The sequence below is a fragment of the Komagataeibacter oboediens genome, from assembly GCF_018491655.1.
In the GTDB taxonomy this organism is placed as follows: Bacteria; Pseudomonadota; Alphaproteobacteria; order Acetobacterales; family Acetobacteraceae; genus Komagataeibacter; species Komagataeibacter oboediens.
Map to the genome: position 1 here is coordinate 19,581 of NZ_JABLUU010000019.1, position 15,633 is coordinate 35,213.

The 15,633-nt window shown below is 61.7% G+C and carries 16 protein-coding genes; 9 read left to right on the top strand and 7 right to left on the bottom strand.

Annotation, left to right across the window (positions count from 1 at the left end; genetic code table 11):
• Positions 1-65: 65 nt before the first annotated feature.
• The 7 genes from uvrC to HNO79_RS13965 all read left to right on the top strand — a co-directional run bounded on the left by uvrC (position 66) and on the right by HNO79_RS13965 (position 7,384).
• Positions 66-1,952 carry an excinuclease ABC subunit UvrC gene (gene uvrC / locus HNO79_RS13935; RefSeq protein WP_214164732.1) on the top strand — a complete coding sequence of 629 codons (1,887 nt, stop codon included), beginning with the start codon at positions 66-68 and terminating at the stop codon, positions 1,950-1,952.
• A 92-nt stretch (positions 1,953-2,044) separates the two neighbouring features.
• On the top strand, positions 2,045-2,644 hold the full coding sequence (gene pgsA / locus HNO79_RS13940) for a CDP-diacylglycerol--glycerol-3-phosphate 3-phosphatidyltransferase (RefSeq protein ID WP_010514028.1): 600 nt from the start codon (positions 2,045-2,047) through the stop codon (positions 2,642-2,644).
• 92 nt (positions 2,645-2,736) lie between these two features.
• A complete protein-coding gene (locus HNO79_RS13945) occupies positions 2,737-3,234 on the top strand; it encodes a hypothetical protein (RefSeq protein WP_232275652.1) in 498 nt (165 codons plus the stop codon).
• A 49-nt stretch (positions 3,235-3,283) separates the two neighbouring features.
• Positions 3,284-3,538 carry a molybdopterin converting factor subunit 1 gene (gene moaD, locus HNO79_RS13950; protein ID WP_010514026.1) on the top strand — a complete coding sequence of 85 codons (255 nt, stop codon included), beginning with the start codon at positions 3,284-3,286 and terminating at the stop codon, positions 3,536-3,538.
• Positions 3,539-3,545: 7 nt separating this feature from the next.
• A complete protein-coding gene (locus tag HNO79_RS13955; RefSeq protein ID WP_010514025.1) occupies positions 3,546-4,010 on the top strand; it encodes a molybdenum cofactor biosynthesis protein MoaE in 465 nt (154 codons plus the stop codon).
• A gap of 225 nt (positions 4,011-4,235) precedes the next feature.
• Positions 4,236-6,167, top strand: coding sequence for a ribonucleoside-diphosphate reductase subunit alpha (locus HNO79_RS13960; protein ID WP_048856672.1), 1,932 nt, complete (start codon positions 4,236-4,238; stop codon positions 6,165-6,167).
• A 209-nt stretch (positions 6,168-6,376) separates the two neighbouring features.
• Positions 6,377-7,384, top strand: coding sequence for a ribonucleotide-diphosphate reductase subunit beta (locus HNO79_RS13965; RefSeq protein ID WP_214164731.1), 1,008 nt, complete (start codon positions 6,377-6,379; stop codon positions 7,382-7,384).
• Between the two features lie 87 nt (positions 7,385-7,471).
• On the opposite strand, the gene HNO79_RS13970 is transcribed toward HNO79_RS13965, so the two are convergent.
• Positions 7,472-8,224: a tRNA1(Val) (adenine(37)-N6)-methyltransferase gene (locus tag HNO79_RS13970; RefSeq protein ID WP_214164730.1), complete on the bottom strand. Its 753-nt coding sequence runs from the start codon at positions 8,222-8,224 to the stop codon at positions 7,472-7,474.
• Positions 8,225-8,423: 199 nt separating this feature from the next.
• On the opposite strand from HNO79_RS13970, the gene HNO79_RS13975 reads away from it, so the two are divergent.
• Positions 8,424-9,428: a polyprenyl synthetase family protein gene (locus tag HNO79_RS13975; protein WP_010514021.1), complete on the top strand. Its 1,005-nt coding sequence runs from the start codon at positions 8,424-8,426 to the stop codon at positions 9,426-9,428.
• A 200-nt stretch (positions 9,429-9,628) separates the two neighbouring features.
• Here HNO79_RS13975 and murI read toward each other — a convergent pair whose 3' ends face one another.
• Entirely contained in the window at positions 9,629-10,456 is an 828-nt protein-coding gene (gene murI / locus HNO79_RS13980) for a glutamate racemase (RefSeq protein ID WP_200409444.1), read from the bottom strand.
• Positions 10,457-10,471: 15 nt separating this feature from the next.
• Entirely contained in the window at positions 10,472-11,233 is a 762-nt protein-coding gene (locus HNO79_RS13985) for an orotate phosphoribosyltransferase (protein ID WP_010514019.1), read from the bottom strand.
• A gap of 226 nt (positions 11,234-11,459) precedes the next feature.
• Here HNO79_RS13985 and HNO79_RS13990 point away from each other — a divergent pair, with 226 nt between their 5' ends.
• Positions 11,460-11,714: a hypothetical protein gene (locus HNO79_RS13990; protein ID WP_010508037.1), complete on the top strand. Its 255-nt coding sequence runs from the start codon at positions 11,460-11,462 to the stop codon at positions 11,712-11,714.
• 160 nt (positions 11,715-11,874) lie between these two features.
• Here HNO79_RS13990 and gltA read toward each other — a convergent pair whose 3' ends face one another.
• The 4 genes from gltA to HNO79_RS14010 all read right to left on the bottom strand — a co-directional run bounded on the left by gltA (position 11,875) and on the right by HNO79_RS14010 (position 15,089).
• Positions 11,875-13,173, bottom strand: coding sequence for a citrate synthase (gene gltA / locus HNO79_RS13995; protein ID WP_010514018.1), 1,299 nt, complete (start codon positions 13,171-13,173; stop codon positions 11,875-11,877).
• 219 nt (positions 13,174-13,392) lie between these two features.
• A complete protein-coding gene (locus HNO79_RS14000; RefSeq protein WP_214164729.1) occupies positions 13,393-13,944 on the bottom strand; it encodes a SixA phosphatase family protein in 552 nt (183 codons plus the stop codon).
• Between the two features lie 6 nt (positions 13,945-13,950).
• A complete protein-coding gene (locus HNO79_RS14005) occupies positions 13,951-14,268 on the bottom strand; it encodes a chorismate mutase (RefSeq protein WP_010514016.1) in 318 nt (105 codons plus the stop codon).
• A gap of 50 nt (positions 14,269-14,318) precedes the next feature.
• Positions 14,319-15,089: a metallophosphoesterase gene (locus HNO79_RS14010; protein WP_244987555.1), complete on the bottom strand. Its 771-nt coding sequence runs from the start codon at positions 15,087-15,089 to the stop codon at positions 14,319-14,321.
• Positions 15,090-15,633 lie beyond the last annotated feature (544 nt).

Here is a 15,633-nt window from a genome sequence, read left to right on the forward strand (position 1 = left end):
ACGTTTTTTTCTGCTGCTGCTCCACAGACTTATCCACACCTTCGGTGGATGAACGGCTGCCATCCATGACAACCGCCATTTCGACCGCCCCCGTCCGTCCCGTGGGGGTGGAGGCGATTCACCATGCCCTGCAGACCATGCCGCAGTCCCCGGGCGTGTACCGCATGCTGGGGCCAAAGGGTGACGTGCTGTATGTCGGCAAGGCGCTGAATCTGAAGAAGCGCGTCACCTCCTACACCCATGTCGGCCGCCTGACCGAGCGCCTGCGCCGGATGGTGTCCGAAACCCGCAGCATGGAAATCGTCACGACCCATACCGAGGCCGAGGCCCTGCTGCTGGAGTCCAACTACATCAAGCGCATGCAGCCCAGGTACAACATCCTGCTGCGTGACGATAAAAGTTATCCATGGATCATGCTGACGGACAAGCATGATTTTCCCCAGATCAGCAAACATCGCGGCAAGCCGGTAAAGGGGGCGTCGTACTGGGGGCCGTTTGCATCCGCATGGTCGGTCAACCAGACGCTCAACCTGCTGCAGCGCACGTTCCTGCTGCGGTCATGTTCCGACAGCGAGATGCAGGGCCGCACGCGCCCGTGCCTGCTGCACCAGATCCACCGCTGTTCCGCCCCGTGTACCGACCGCATAAGCCGCGAGGACTATGCCGACCTGGCCCGTCAGGCACGTGACTTCCTGGCGGGCCGGAACCCCCACATGCGCGAGGAACTGGGGCGGGAGATGGAAGAAGCGGCCGAGGCGCTGGAGTTCGAACGCGCGGCCGCCATTCGTGACCGCATACGCGGCCTGTCGGCGCTGCAGCAGGATTCCAGCGTCATCAATCCCTCCACCGTGACGGATGCGGACATCATCGCGATCTGGCAGATCGCGGGGCAGTCGTGCATTCAGGTGTTCTTCATCCGTGCCGGACGCAACAACGGCAACCGCGCGTTTTTCCCCAGCCATGCGCGCGACGAGAACGCGCCCGACGTGCTGGCCGCCTTCATTGGCCAGTTTTATGACGACAAGCCACCGCCGACCCATGTGCTGGTCAACCAGGACCTGCCGGAACTCGATGTCCTGACATCCGCCCTCACGCTGCGCCGGGGCCGCAAGGTGGAGATCACGCATCCGCAGCGCGGGGAAAAGCGCGCGGTGATCGAACATGCCGAACTCAACGCGCGCGAGGCGCTGGAGCGGAAGCTGGCGGAAAGCGCCGGTCAGGCGCGGCTGCTGCAGGGGGTGGCCGACCTGTTCGGGCTGGATGCGCCGCCGCGCCGGATCGAAACCTATGACAACAGCCATATCCAGGGGGCGAACGCCTATGGCGTGATGGTGGTTGGCGGGCCGGAGGGGTTTGACAAGCGTGCTTACCGCAAATTCTCCATCAAGGGACCGGTCACGCCGGGCGACGACTTCGCGATGATGCGTGAGGTGCTTGAACGTCGCTTCCGCCGTGCGCTGAAGGACCGGGAGGAAGGCATGCGGCCAGAGGACTGGCCCGACATCCTTCTGATCGATGGCGGCGCGGGACAGTACACGGCGGTGCGTGGCGTGCTGGATGAACTGGGGGTGACCGGGGTGACGCTGGTCGCCATCGCTAAGGGGCCGGACAGGGATGCAGGGCGCGAATGGTTCCATACCGAGGGCCGTCCCCCATTCCAGCTGCCCCCGCGCGACCCGGTGCTGTATTACCTGCAGCGCCTGCGTGATGAAGCGCACCGCTTCGCCATCACCACCCATCGCGCCGGGCGGTCCAAAACGCTGGTGCGTTCGGAACTGGACGATATTCCCGGCGTTGGGCCTGCACGCAAGCGCGCGCTGCTCAACCATTTCGGATCGGCGCGCAGCGTGCGGCAGGCCGGCCTGGGGGAACTGGAAAATGCACCGGGCATCAATCGCGACATGGCACGCGCCATATACGGATATTTCCATCCCGGCTGGACAGGGGAGTGATCGGCTGTCATGCAGATGTGAGCATATGACCTGCCTGACAGGCGTTATCAGTATTTCGGTTTTTCCCCATCTTTCGTTATAGCAGTACCAGCATGCTTACCGACCTGCCCAATCTCCTGACCCTGTCCCGCATTGTCGTGGTCCCCATTGTTGTCGGGCTTGTCGTCATCCATACGCCGCAGACCGACTGCGCGGCGTGCGTGCTGTTCGTACTGGCGGGCATCACCGATTACCTTGATGGCAAGCTGGCGCGGGCATGGAACCAGAATTCCGACCTGGGCCGCATGCTCGACCCCATTGCGGACAAGCTGCTGGTGGGCGCGTCGCTCATGGTGCTGGCGGGGCTGGGGCGGCTGCCTTATGGCTGCCTGTATCCGGCCATCATCATCCTTTCGCGTGAAATCCTGGTCAGCGGGCTGCGGGAATACCTTGCGGCGACGCGGGTGGGCCTGCCGGTAACGCGGCTGGCGAAATGGAAAACCGGATTCCAGATGACCGCCATCGGCTTCCTGCTGGCGGGGGACAGTACGGCGGGGCTGCTGCATATAGGCTGGTTGCCGGTTGACGTGATGGGCGCGGTCATGATGTGGATCGCCGCCGTGCTGACCCTGATTACCGGGTGGGATTACCTCTCCACCGGCCTGCGCCATGTCAACCGTGGCACGACAGGGGCCACGAAATTATCTTCCTGACCTACATGAAAAATTAACGCGCGACGTGGTTGCTCTCTCCTGTGCGGGCCGTCTGGTCCGTCCGGTGCCAGACAGGTCAGGGGGAGAACGCGGTGCGCAACGCAATGGTGCTGTCATTGCTGGTGGGGCTGACGGGGTGTGGGGGTTTTGGCCATATCCTGTCCGGGAATACGGAACTGCCCGGCAGCCTGCCCAATACCCCGCATGCAGAGGTCGAGAACATGCGCCGCGTGGCGGGGCAGGCGCCACAGGTGCTGCCCATCATGCCGCAGGAACGCAATATCTGGCCGGTCGTGCGCTCGGGCCAGTCGGTGCTGGTTGCGATCGGGGCGGATGGCGTCAGTGCTGGTGCACGTTCGCAACTTGTGGAACGCGAGGTCGACCTGCCCGCCGGGGGCGAGATGCGGATCGGCAACGATGCGGACCCCGATGGCGTCCCGGCCGGCGGGGGGCACGTTTCCGCATTGTCTTCGGGCCCTTCGGCAACGCATAAGGGCGTATCGGATTCGGCCATTGTCGTCCCGAACGGCGATGGCACCACCACCGTGGTCGCGTCTGACGGCACGGTTCAGGAACAGCAGGCCCCATGACGCGGACAGGCCGCACGGGGACGCTGTGGCACAGGGAGATGAAACCGGAATGCTGCGCATTCTCTATTTCGCATGGCTGCGCGACCAGCTGGGCTGCCCCGGGGAGACGCTGCCCCTGCCGCAGGGCGTGCGGTCCGTGCAGGACCTGATCGACCGGCTGCGCGCGCGTGGCGGAGCGTATGGGGAAATATTCGCCAGGCCCGAACTGATCCGTGTCGCGGTGAACCACAGTTTCGCCACGATTGACGCCCCTGTTGCCGCCAATGACGAAATTGCCTTCTTCCCACCAGTCACGGGGGGCTGACGCCATCATGTCCTGCGTTACGGTCCGTGTTCAGGCCGAAGCATTCGATGTCACCCATGAAACCGCGCTGCTGCTGCGCGGGCGTGAAGACGTGGGGGGCGTGGGCGCGTTTACCGGCATTGTCCGCGGGGGCGGCGGTCTGGTGGCGCTGGAGCTGGAACACTACCCCGGCATGACCGAATCCATGATGCGGCAGATTGCCGAATCGGCCTGCACGCGATTCGGCCTGACCGGCTGCACCGTCATCCACCGCGTGGGCCGGCTGGAGGTCGGGATGCCCATCGTGCTGGTGCTGTGTGCGGCGGCACACCGCAAGGCGGCGCTGGACGGGACGGAGTTCATGATGGACTGGCTCAAGACCAGCGCACCCTTCTGGAAACGCGAAGAATTCTCAAACGGGCGCAGTGAATGGGTCCAGCCCCGCGCGCAGGATGATGCCGCGACGGCACGGTGGGGCACGCTGGGGACATGATGGGGAGGGGGAAGAAAATTTAAAAAATATTCTGCCCCTTTCATGTCTTGACGCAAGCTTGTCCGCTGATTCGGAAGATCAGTCCACAATTTGTCCCCACACATTATGTAGTGCAATGCGGTACCGTTTACTCCATATATAGGGGACAAAATCATAAAACCTCACCGCACGGCACAGGATCGAAAGGCCCTGTGCATTGGCGTGAGCCAATGACGGAGAATGTAAATGGTCCTGGATGACGTATCTGGAGGCATGCCCGATCGTTCGGCCAGTGTGGACGGGACCATCCAGGGAAAGGACAGTACGACGATGTCTGAAATGTCTGACATGCTGGATAACGTGGTCCAGTTGCCTGGCCACCATCCCGTGCGCGTGGACCATTCCCGTGATGCGCTGCTGACGGCCTTTGGCAAGGCAACCCTGGACAACCGTTATCTGCTGCCCGGTGAAAGCTATCAGGACCTGTTCGGACGGGTTGCGTCCTATTACGGGGCGAATCCCGCCCATGCGCAGCGGCTGTATGACTATATCTCGCGTCACTGGTTCATGCCGGCGACGCCGGTACTGTCCAATGGTGGCACCACGCGCGGCCTGCCGATTTCGTGCTTCCTGAATGAAGCCAATGACAGCCTGCGCGGCATTGTGGACCTGTGGAACGAAAACGTCTGGCTGGCGTCCAAGGGCGGGGGCATCGGTTCCTACTGGGGCAACCTGCGTTCGATTGGTGAAAATGTCGGCCGCAATGGCAAGACATCGGGCGTCATTCCCTTCATCCGCGTTATGGACAGCCTGACGCTGGCGATCAGTCAGGGGTCGCTGCGTCGCGGGTCGGCTGCGGTGTACCTGCCGGTCTGGCATCCCGAAATCGAGGAATTCATCGAACTGCGCCGCCCTACGGGTGGCGATCCCAACCGCAAGGCGCTGAACCTGCACCACGGCGTGCTGGTTCCCGATGCGTTCATGCGCGCGGTGGCCGATGATGATGAATGGGCGCTGCTGTCGCCCAAGGACAATACGGTCATCCGCAAGATCTCGGCCCGTTCGCTGTGGATCCGGATCCTGACCGCGCGGATGGAACAGGGTGAGCCGTACATCATCTTTTCCGATCATGTGAACAACGCCCGGCCCGAACACCACAAGCTGGCGGGGCTGGAGGTCAAGACATCCAACCTGTGCGCGGAAATCACGTTGCCTACGGGCATGGACCAGCACGGGCGCGAACGCACGGCAGTGTGCTGCCTGTCGTCGCTCAACCTTGAGACGTGGGATGAGTGGAAGGACAATCCGCAGTTTATCGAGGACGTGATGCTGTTCCTTGACAACGTGCTGCAGGATTTCATCGACCGCGCGCCGGACGATATGGAACGCGCCCGCTACGCCGCCATGCGCGAACGCTCGGTCGGGCTGGGGGTCATGGGGTTCCATTCGTTCCTGCAGGCCCGGGACGTGCCGTTTGAAAGCGTGGTGGCCAAAAGCTGGAACCGCCGGATTTTCAAGCATATCCGTGCGCAGGCCGATGCCGCGTCGCGCAAGTTGGCGGAAGAACGCGGGCCATGTCCCGACGCCGCCGATTATGGCGTGATGGAACGTTTTTCCAACAAGATGGCGATCGCCCCCACCGCGTCAATTTCCATCATCGCAGGCAATGCCAGCCCGGGGATCGAACCGATCGCGGCCAACGTGTTCCTGCAGAAAACGCTGTCGGGATCGTTCACGGTGCGCAACCGCCACCTTGATCGCCTGCTGACGCAGAAGGGCCAGAACACGAACGAGGTCTGGTCCTCCATCACCCTGAACAAGGGCAGCGTGCAGCACCTCGACTTCCTGACCCAGCAGGAAAAGGATGTGTTCAAGACCGCGTTCGAACTGGACCAGCGCTGGGTGATCGAACATGCCGCTGACCGCGCACCCTTCATCTGTCAGGCGCAGTCGATCAACATCTTCCTGCCAGCGAACGTACACAAGCGTGACCTGCACCAGATCCACTACATGGCGTGGAAGCGGGGGGTGAAATCGCTGTATTACTGCCGTTCGCTGTCCATCCAGCGCGCCGACGCCGTCAGTGACGGACAGGAAAAGCGCGACATGACGAAAAAGGAAGGCGAGACGCCACCGGCCGCGACCACGGATTACGAGGAGTGCCTCGCCTGCCAGTAAGGCTGAAGTTTATGTATTGATCTGAATTGATTTATATAAATTTCTGGTTTTCAGTATATTGAATGATGTGAGCAGACTGTCCGCATGTATGGGGCAGTCTGTTTTTGAATCATTATTGTGTCTGGACACTGGCTTGACATGCTGTCTATCGTTTTGGGCGTCGGGATTCTGCCCGGCGCCCCGGAAACATGCACAGGACAGGCATGGCCATGACCGATACAGCCCCCGGCGCGGATGACAGGACGCAGCACGCCCCCAGCCTGCTGACCGCCAGTCCCGTCTACAAGCCGTTCCGTTATCCCTGGGCCTATGATGCGTGGCTGACGCAGCAGCGTGTCCACTGGCTGCCTGAAGAGGTGCCTCTGGCTGATGATGTGAAGGACTGGCACCGTACGCTGACGGATGGCGAACGGCATCTGGTGACCCAGATCTTCCGCTTCTTTACCCAGTCGGATGTGGAAGTGAACAACTGCTACATGAAGCACTACAGCCAGGTGTTCAGGCCGACTGAAGTGCTGATGATGCTGTCAGCGTTTTCAAATATCGAGACGATCCACATTGCCGCCTACAGTCATCTGCTTGACACCATCGGCATGCCTGAGACCGAGTATTCCGCGTTCCTTAAGTATAAGGAAATGAAGGATAAATATGACTACATGCAGCAGTTTACCGTCAGCGACACCTACCAGGTCGCCCGGACGCTGGCTGCCTTTGGTGCGTTTACCGAAGGGCTGCAGCTTTTTGCGTCCTTCGCCATCCTGCTGAACTTCCCCCGCCATAACAAGCTCAAGGGCATGGGGCAGATCGTGTCATGGTCGGTGCGTGATGAATCGCTGCATTGTGATTCGATGGCCCGCCTGTTCCGCGTGTTCATTCAGGAAAACCCGGAAATCTGGACCGATACCCTGCGTGACGACATCCGCCAGATCTGTCGGGATATTGTCGAACATGAGGACGCATTCATCGACCTTGCGTTTGAGATGGGCGCGGTCGAGGGGCTGGATGCGGCGCAGGTCCGGCAGTACATCCGCTTTGTCGCCAATCGCAGGCTGGGCCAGCTTGGGCTGGATGGCCTTTATGACATTGCCGCCAATCCCCTGCCATGGGTGGATGAAATGGTGAACGCGGTCGAACATACGAATTTCTTTGAAAATCGCGCGACTGAATACAGTCGCGCCGCGACCACCGGATCGTGGGACGAAGCATTCGCGGACTGAAAAACAAAAGTTTCGGGTGCTGCCTTTTTCAAAAAAGGCGGCACTTCCCGAATCGTTGTGGCGTGCAGGACATTCCGCAACGCAGCCTTACTGCAGGGCTGCGCCATCTTCCAGCACCGCACGGGCGGCGGGGGTGAATTCACCATTTCCTTCATGCAGGACCAGGCCGGGCAGCATTTCGCTGCCTGCGCGGGAATTCACGCGACCCTGCACCAGTACGATCCGCGCGGCATGCCCCTGACGCGGCCAGAAGGGAAATATCCGGATACGGCCAAGCCGCGCACGTTCCATTGCCGCAATGCCTGCGGACAGCAGGCTGGCGGGCAGGGCGAGTGTCAGGGTGCCGTGGTGGCGCAACTGGTCCGACAGCGTACCCACCCATGCCGCCAGCGTGCCTGCGGGCAGGCGACGGGCAAGGTCACGCTGCATGTGTGGGGAAGGTGACGAGTCATGCCCATGCCATGGCGGGTTGGCGAAGGCATGGTCGATGCGCCGGATGCCCGGACCCGACAGGAGCGGGTCATCGGGCAGGGCCGGAATGGCTGCCACCCGCACGCGCAGGTCGTGGCGCCCGTTCAGTGCCAGGTTGTGCCGGGCCAGACTGGCGGTGGCGGGATCCTGTTCCAGCCCGACTCCCGCAAGGCGGGGCACCCGATTCGTCAGGCACAGCAGTCCCGCGCCCGCGCCGCATCCGCCTTCCAGCACGACCTCTCCGGCACGTGCTGGCACGAAAGCAGCCATCAGAACCGGTTCCAATCCAGTCCTGTTTCCGGTCGGAAACTGGCGATAGACCACCTTTCCCCCCAGCAAAGTGCCCGTCGTGACCGGAGCGTCGCCCATGGGGGGCAGGGACTGCGCACCATCAGTCCCATGCGGTGTGTGTGCGTGGTCTGGCTTGACCGTTATTCCAGCGCCGCCCATATACTCATATCTATGTTCATACATTCGGAACCGGGAGAGTAACCTTTTGGCCCTAGCAGTTAGTCTGCCGGAATCCGACGAAACGGCAAGTCAGAAAGACGAAGGGGCTCGCCGCCCGATGGCAGATGGATCAGAAGTCGCCCTGCGTGACCTGGCGGAATATCTTGCAGACGACATGGCCGCGTGCAATCGCGCCATTGTCGAGCGGATGGACAGCCCGGTTGCGCTTATTCCCCAGTTGGCAGCCCATCTGGTCGCTGCGGGTGGCAAGCGGTTACGGCCGCTGCTGACGCTGGCGTCAGCACGGTTGTGTGGCTACCGGCCCGACGCCACGCACCAGCGGCACGTGGCGCTGGCGGCGTGCGTGGAATTCATTCATACCGCGACCCTGCTGCATGATGACGTGGTGGACGAAAGTTCGCTGCGTCGCGGCATGGCCAGTGCGAATGCGGTGTTCGGCAACAAGGCATCGGTGCTGGTGGGCGACTTCCTGTTTGCCCGTTCCTTCCAGCTCATGACGGATGATGGCTCGCTCAAGGTCATGAATATCCTCTCATCCGCTTCCGCCACGATTGCGGAAGGGGAAGTGCTGCAGATGTCCACCCAGAATGATCTTTCCACGCAGATTGATCAGTATCTGGAAGTCATTCATGGCAAAACTGCGGCGCTGTTCGCTGCCGCCTGCCGTGTTGGCGCGGTCGTGGCCAACCGGGAAGGGGCGGAGGAGCACGCCCTGGAGTCCTATGGCACCAATCTGGGCATGGCGTTCCAGCTGGTGGATGATGCGCTGGATTACGCAGCCGATCAGGCCCATCTGGGCAAGACGGTGGGCGATGATTTCCGTGAAGGCAAGATTACCCTGCCGGTGCTGGCGGCCTATGCCGCCGGGTCGGAAGAAGACCGCGCCTTCTGGCATCGCGTGATCGAGGAAAGTGAACAGCGTCCCGAAGACCTCGATCATGCGCTCAGGCTGATCGAGCAGACCGGGGCCATCCGCATTACCCTTGACCGGGCGACGGAATACGCCACGGCCGCACGTGAGGCGCTGGCCATCTTCCCGCCCAGCCGTCTGCGCCAGCTTCTGCAGGATACGGCCAGCTATACCGTCAACCGCCTGCGTTAAACGGACGTTTCAGGCTGACCGGCCGACAGGAACAGACAGTTTCCGGATGCCGCCTTCCTTCGGGAAGGCGGCATTTTTTATGGGATCATCTGAAGAGCCAGCCAGCAGGTTATTGAAAAGTTTCTGATGACGCATTTCCCGGAAAGATTCGGGAAACGTCGTTTTTTTGAAACAAGGTGACCCTCTCAGCGCCAGCCCTTTCAGGACCGGACAGTCAGGTCTTCTCCGAACGGGCAGGGTGCATCCGCTGCGTAACCCATCCTGCGCAGGCCGGGCTGCAGGGCAGGGAGGTCGGGTGGCATTGCGGTAAAAAAGACCTGTTCCGGTTCCGGAGACGGGACGGATGGGGCTGCGCCGCACTGGGCCAGGACACGGGCGGTCTGGCGCGCGACGGCCGGGGCAGGGTCCAGCCACATGATATGCGCAGGCCCGATGTCACGCATGGCATCCAGCAGGAAGGTGTAGTGCGTGCAGCCCAGGCCGACCACGTCAATCCGGTCCCCGCCCGGCTGGCGGAACAGGCCATCAAGTTCCGTCTTCAGTTGTCGCCGGTCCGGTGGCGTGCCGCGGAAGGCTGCTTCCGCCATGTCGGCCAGCCCCCGCGCGCCATAGGCCAGCAGGGTGCAGTCGGGCGCGAAGCGCATGCTCAGGTCATGCAGGTAGGGACGCCGCACCGTGGCGCGCGTGGCCAGCAGGCCGATCGTGCCGGTGCGGGTATGGTCCGCCGCCCATTTTATGGGGGGCACGCAGCCCACGAACGGAACGTCATAGGTGGCCCGCAGGCTGTCCAGTGCCAGCGTGCTGGCAGTATTGCAGGCAACTACCACCACATCGGGATGCAGGCGGGCGATGGCCTGTCCCAGCAGGCGGACGATTCGCTGCCGCAGCGGACCATCAGCCTGTTCGCCATAGGGAAAGACAGCCGTATCCGCCAGATAATCGACCGTGATCCCTGGCAGGAGGTCGCGGATGCGGGCGACAATCCCCAACCCCCCGATACCGGAATCAAAAGCGAGGATACGCGCCATCGACCCGTCCGCGGTTCAGGCCCCGGCGTCCCGTCTGGCCTTCAGTTCCAGGGCTTCTTCCGCGCTGCCCACGCCGCCATGCTTGGCTGACCATGCACAGGGATCTTCCAGGAACCGGCGGACTTCGGCTGCATCCTGTTCCGAGAAGTAGGGCTTGCCCGCGCAGGCTTCCAGCACATCCCACCACGTGCACAGCGCATGCAGGCTGATGTCCATGTCCGCCAGCGTGCGGTATGCACCAGGGAACACGCCATAGAAGAAGACCACGAACGTGTGGTCCACAATGGCGCCCGCCTTGCGCAGGGCATTGGCGAACTGCACCTTGGACGACCCGTCGGTCGTCAGGTCTTCCACCAGCAGGGTACGCATGCCTTCGGGCACATCGCCTTCGATCTGGGCATTGCGGCCAAATCCCTTGGGCTTTTTGCGCACATAGGCCATGGGCGCCATCATGCGGTCGGCAATCCATGCGGCGAAGGGAATGCCCGCCGTCTCGCCCCCCACCACGGCGTCAATGCTTTCGTATCCCACATGGCGGCCGATCTTTTCCACCGCCAGTTCCATGATCTTCTGCCGTGCGCGGGGGAAGAAGATGATACGGCGGCAGTCGATATAGACCGGGGATTTCCAGCCGGATGTCAGGGTATATGGGTCATCGGGGCGGAAGTTGACGGCCTTGATTTCCAGCAGCAGGCGCGCCGTCATAAGTGCGGCGTCGCGATCCCATGCGGTTGTGCCTGTTGAAAGTCCAGCCCCGTTCCCCGTGGCGTCGTGCATACCCTGTCTCCGGCCAAATGATATGTGGTGTCGTCAATGACAGCACAGACGATTAACCGCAACAGATGCGAAAATCCATCTATGTGCGGGGGGTGTGGGCGGAATTGCCAAAAAAAGCCATGTCGGAAACATAACGTGACCCGATCAGCGGAGTGTGAGGCCATGCGTACCTTGCCCCATGGGGGTATTCGATCTAATATCCCAATACTGATAATCATTCTCACCAATGGGTCATCGCATCGTGTCTGTTGAAAACAGTCGCATCTCTCGCAAGTGCGAGCGTGCCGTAATCACCGCCTATCAGGAACTGCGTGGCGTAGGGACCAGCGATGTGTCGGCTTTTCACGCCTGCACCACCCTGTACCGTATCCACCATCCCGAATCTTCATTGAACGAGGCACGGCGCCTGGTGTCGGAATGGATCGACCACCACGTGATCCAGAAACGCCCCGGTCCCACCAATGGCTGTGAATGTGACTGATCCGTTCGGATTGGGAAGGCTCATATGAAAAAAGGCAGGCCAGTATATGGCCTGCCTTTTTTATGTACCGGGCATGATGCTGCAGGATGCCCTGCCACGCTCCGGTCCGTTCTTCATTCCCTGCCGGACGGATGTGATATCCGTCCGGCAGGGGCTTCAGTCAGCCCCGCTTGTCAAACGGCACGAAGTCGCGTTCGGGCGATCCGGTGTACAGCTGGCGGGGGCGGCCGATCCGCTGGCCCGGTTCCTCGATCATTTCCTTCCACTGGCTGATCCAGCCGGTGGTGCGGGCCACCGCGAACAGCACGGTGAACATGCTGGTGGGGATGCCCATGGCCTTGAGGATGATGCCGGAATAGAAATCGACATTCGGATACAGGCTGCGCTTGACGAAATATTCGTCGTGGATGGCGATCTTTTCCAGTTCGATCGCAAGGTCCAGCAGCGGATCGTCCTTGATCCCCAGTTCGCCCAGCACTTCATGGCAGGTGGCCTGCATGATCTTCGCACGCGGGTCGAAGTTCTTGTACACCCGGTGGCCAAAGCCCATCAGGCGCACGCCGCTGTTCTTGTCCTTCACCTTGGCGATGAATTCGGGAATGTTGTCCTTGTGCCCGATTTCGGCCAGCATTTTCAGCACGGCCTCGTTGGCGCCGCCATGGGCAGGCCCCCACAGTGCTGCGATACCGGCGGAAATGCACGCGAACGGGTTCGCCCCGGTGGAACCGGCCAGACGCACGGTGGATGTGGATGCATTCTGTTCATGGTCCGCATGCAGGATCAGGATACGGTCCATGGCGCGCGCCAGAACCGGGTTGATCTTGTACGGTTCGCTGGGAACGGCGAACATCATGGACAGGAAGTTTTCCGCATACGACAGGTCGTTGCGCGGATAGATGAAGGTTTCGCCCTGCGTATATTTGTAGGCCCACGCCGCAATGGTCGGGATCTTGGCGATGATGCGCATGGCCGACTGGTAACGGGTGGCCGCGTTCGAGACATCCAGCCCTTCATGATAGAAGGAGGACAGCGCGCCGACCGTGCCACACAGGATGGCCATGGGGTGGGCGTCACGACGGAAACCGTTGAAGAAATTGCGGATCTGTTCGTGCAGCAGGGTATGGTGCTTGATGGAATTCACAAACCCGTCATACTGCGCCTTATCCGGCAGTTCCCCGTTCAGCAGCAGGTAGGCCACTTCCATGAAGGTTGCCTGTTCGGCCAGTTGCGCGATGGGGTAGCCGCGATGCAGCAGGATACCCTTTTCACCGTCAATGAACGTGATCTTGCTGGAGCATGAAGCCGTTTCGCCATAACCGGGGTCATAGGTGAATACCCCTGCCTGCGCCGGCAGCTTGCGGATGTCGATGACATCCGGCCCCAGCGTGCCTGACAGCACCGGCAGGGCAACATCCTTGCCGTTCAGCGAGATTGTGGCGCTTTTTCCGGACTCGCTCATCTACAACACTCCTCTTGGGTGCCGGTCCCGCGCACATCGGGGCAGGGCGGCACATGTCTCCAACCTCCGGGCATCCTGTCGTTCGTGCGACAGTTGGTATGTCTGCCCAAATTTATATACCCGTGCGCCGCAGGTGCGGCGGTCAGCGGGCCTTGGCACTGACGATAGGAACGAAAGCCCCGTCGTGGCAATCCGTCCCCCCCGCCTGCGGCAATGACATTATTGGCAAGACAGGTCCTGCAGGCGGATATCCCCGTCTTCTGCCTGATTCCAGGCTTTCGTGGCGGTAAAGCAGGCCATTGCGGCCGGTGGGAAGCCCTGTTGCAGCGCATTTTCCGCGTCGGGTGGACAATGGCGCGCAGCCCAGTGCGCAACCAGTGCCTGCAGGCCGGGATTGTGTGCTAATATCATGATATTGTTTACTTTATCCGGCACCTCATACAGCAGGTCACGAATGGTTTGTGGGGCCGCGTCATACAGCGCGTTCACATATCGGATATCGGGTTGCCGATCGCCATAAAATGATCCGATTGCCTCCAGCGTCTGGCACGTGCGCACCGCCGGACTGACCATGATCAGGTCCGGCACGAAATGCCGAGCCCGCAGCACAGCGCCCTGACGGGCTGCGCCCTGGCGGCCATGTGGCGTCAGGGGGCGGTTCAGGTCCGCCTGTATGCCCATTTCACCAAATGGGGCAGGGGCGGCCTGCGCGTGGCGCATCAGCACCATCCGCCGGGCGACTTGCGGGCTGCCCGCGGGCATGTCGGTCATGGGGGATTACCGCCCTTCGCTGGCGGCAATGGCTTCGTGGTGGCGGATGACCTCACGGATGATGAAGGCCAGGAATTTCTCGGCAAAATCTGGGTCCAGCTGGGCTGACTGGGCCAGCTGGCGCAGGCGCGCGACCTGGCGGGCTTCCCGCGCGGGGTCGGCGGGGGGCATGTGGTTGGTTGCCTTCAGCTTTCCCACCGCCTGCGTATGGCGGAAACGCTCGGCCAGCATATAGATCAGGGCCGCATCGATATTGTCGATGCTGCGGCGCAGTTCCTCCAGCTTGGACTGCGCGGCATCCTGCGTGGCCTGGGTGGTGTTCATGGGGGAAGGCTCTCCTGAAGGTATGGGAATTCTTGTGGTCCGCCGGGTTCTTACACGACGGGCGGCAGGTCGATCCATGCCAGATGGCCACCCTTGCCCGCGCCGGTATCGGTAAAGATGGCCCGCCCGCCCATTCTGCCCTGCCGGACCCATGGCCGCCCGTCGGTGGACCGGCGGTCATGCCCGCAATAGACCGTATAGCCCGCCGGGATATGATCGACCCAGTTCAGCCGGCGTTCAGGATAGCCGTCCTTCTGCATCCGGCCCGTTGTCTCGCCAAACAGCGCGCGCGACAGCAGCGGCGTCACGGTGCCCAGCCCCGGTGGCGGCAGTTCGCCCAGCATGCGCACGTGAAACCCGCCATGCACGAATATCGACTGTCCCAGCACGATCCACGCGGGCGCATGCGACAGGTCCGCCAGCGCACGCTGGAACACGTCGCTATTTTCTTCCGCCGTGAACTGGGTCAGCGTTTCCATCAATGGCGGGTCGCGGCGCATCTTGCGGCCCTGCAGCGCACGGGCCAGCTTGCGGTCATGATTGCCCAGGATGAACAGCCCGCGCCGTTCATCAATCAACTGCTGCATCAGGCGGAACGCCCCCGCGCTGTCGGGACCGTAATCCACCAGGTCTCCCAGCTGTATGACGAACCGGTCGGTCGCCGCGGCGTGGCGGAAGGCATACAGGTCGCCATGCACGTCCCCCACCACGCGCAGGGGGCGTCCGGCCAGCAGGTCCTTCAGCGGGTGCGTCGGCAGGGTGGGGAATGGGGGTGGCGGCTCCCTCGCCGGGGCGGGCGGGGGCGTGCCTTCCCGTGCCATGACAGGCCTGTGAGAGGGAAATCGGCGTCTCAAACGAAAATCCTCTCCTGCTTTTATGGCGGTGCCGGGTACCGGTGCCCCCTGATTGTGTCCTGTTGCCTATTATTCACAAGATTGGCCGCCTTGCACTAGGGGACTGGCCAGGAATGTATCTTTAATGACACAAAACGGTTGCATACGGGTAACGACAATTCTGCCGTGCAGCGAGGCATATTGCTAAAAATACATACCAAAAATACACCCCGCGCATACCCGCTTCGTGATGGAGCAAACGTGAAACCAGTCACCGGAGTCAGGGCGCCGTGTCACACTCTTTTGTTGTGACGTCGCCTGCCGGAGGGAGAACAGATGATGGCGTCATGCTGAAGTGAAACGCAACGCCTGCGTATGTGGTGCAAAGGGAATACCCACACCGCATGTGGCGGCTAGGCATATCGGACCGGTGCAAGGCAGTATGGGGGCAACGCAGGCCCCGCCCGACCGTGGCTGAGGCATACGACATATCCGGCGCAGGCTGGACATAACGATAAAAGTTTTGAGGGAA

Coding starts and splice junctions, on each gene's coding strand:
- pgsA (WP_010514028.1), top strand. CDS start 2,045: ATGCTTACCGACCTGCCCAATCTCCTGACCCTGTCCCGCATTGTCGTG.
- HNO79_RS14005 (WP_010514016.1), bottom strand. CDS start 14,268: ATGAACACCACCCAGGCCACGCAGGATGCCGCGCAGTCCAAGCTGGAG.
- HNO79_RS14000 (WP_214164729.1), bottom strand. CDS start 13,944: ATGACCGACATGCCCGCGGGCAGCCCGCAAGTCGCCCGGCGGATGGTG.
- HNO79_RS13990 (WP_010508037.1), top strand. CDS start 11,460: ATGGGTCATCGCATCGTGTCTGTTGAAAACAGTCGCATCTCTCGCAAG.
- HNO79_RS13960 (WP_048856672.1), top strand. CDS start 4,236: ATGGTCCTGGATGACGTATCTGGAGGCATGCCCGATCGTTCGGCCAGT.
- HNO79_RS13970 (WP_214164730.1), bottom strand. CDS start 8,224: ATGGGCGACGCTCCGGTCACGACGGGCACTTTGCTGGGGGGAAAGGTG.
- HNO79_RS13985 (WP_010514019.1), bottom strand. CDS start 11,233: ATGCACGACGCCACGGGGAACGGGGCTGGACTTTCAACAGGCACAACC.
- murI (WP_200409444.1), bottom strand. CDS start 10,456: ATGGCGCGTATCCTCGCTTTTGATTCCGGTATCGGGGGGTTGGGGATT.
- HNO79_RS13955 (WP_010514025.1), top strand. CDS start 3,546: ATGTCCTGCGTTACGGTCCGTGTTCAGGCCGAAGCATTCGATGTCACC.
- HNO79_RS13975 (WP_010514021.1), top strand. CDS start 8,424: ATGGCAGATGGATCAGAAGTCGCCCTGCGTGACCTGGCGGAATATCTT.
- gltA (WP_010514018.1), bottom strand. CDS start 13,173: ATGAGCGAGTCCGGAAAAAGCGCCACAATCTCGCTGAACGGCAAGGAT.
- moaD (WP_010514026.1), top strand. CDS start 3,284: ATGCTGCGCATTCTCTATTTCGCATGGCTGCGCGACCAGCTGGGCTGC.
- HNO79_RS13965 (WP_214164731.1), top strand. CDS start 6,377: ATGACCGATACAGCCCCCGGCGCGGATGACAGGACGCAGCACGCCCCC.
- uvrC (WP_214164732.1), top strand. CDS start 66: ATGACAACCGCCATTTCGACCGCCCCCGTCCGTCCCGTGGGGGTGGAG.
- HNO79_RS14010 (WP_244987555.1), bottom strand. CDS start 15,089: ATGGCACGGGAAGGCACGCCCCCGCCCGCCCCGGCGAGGGAGCCGCCA.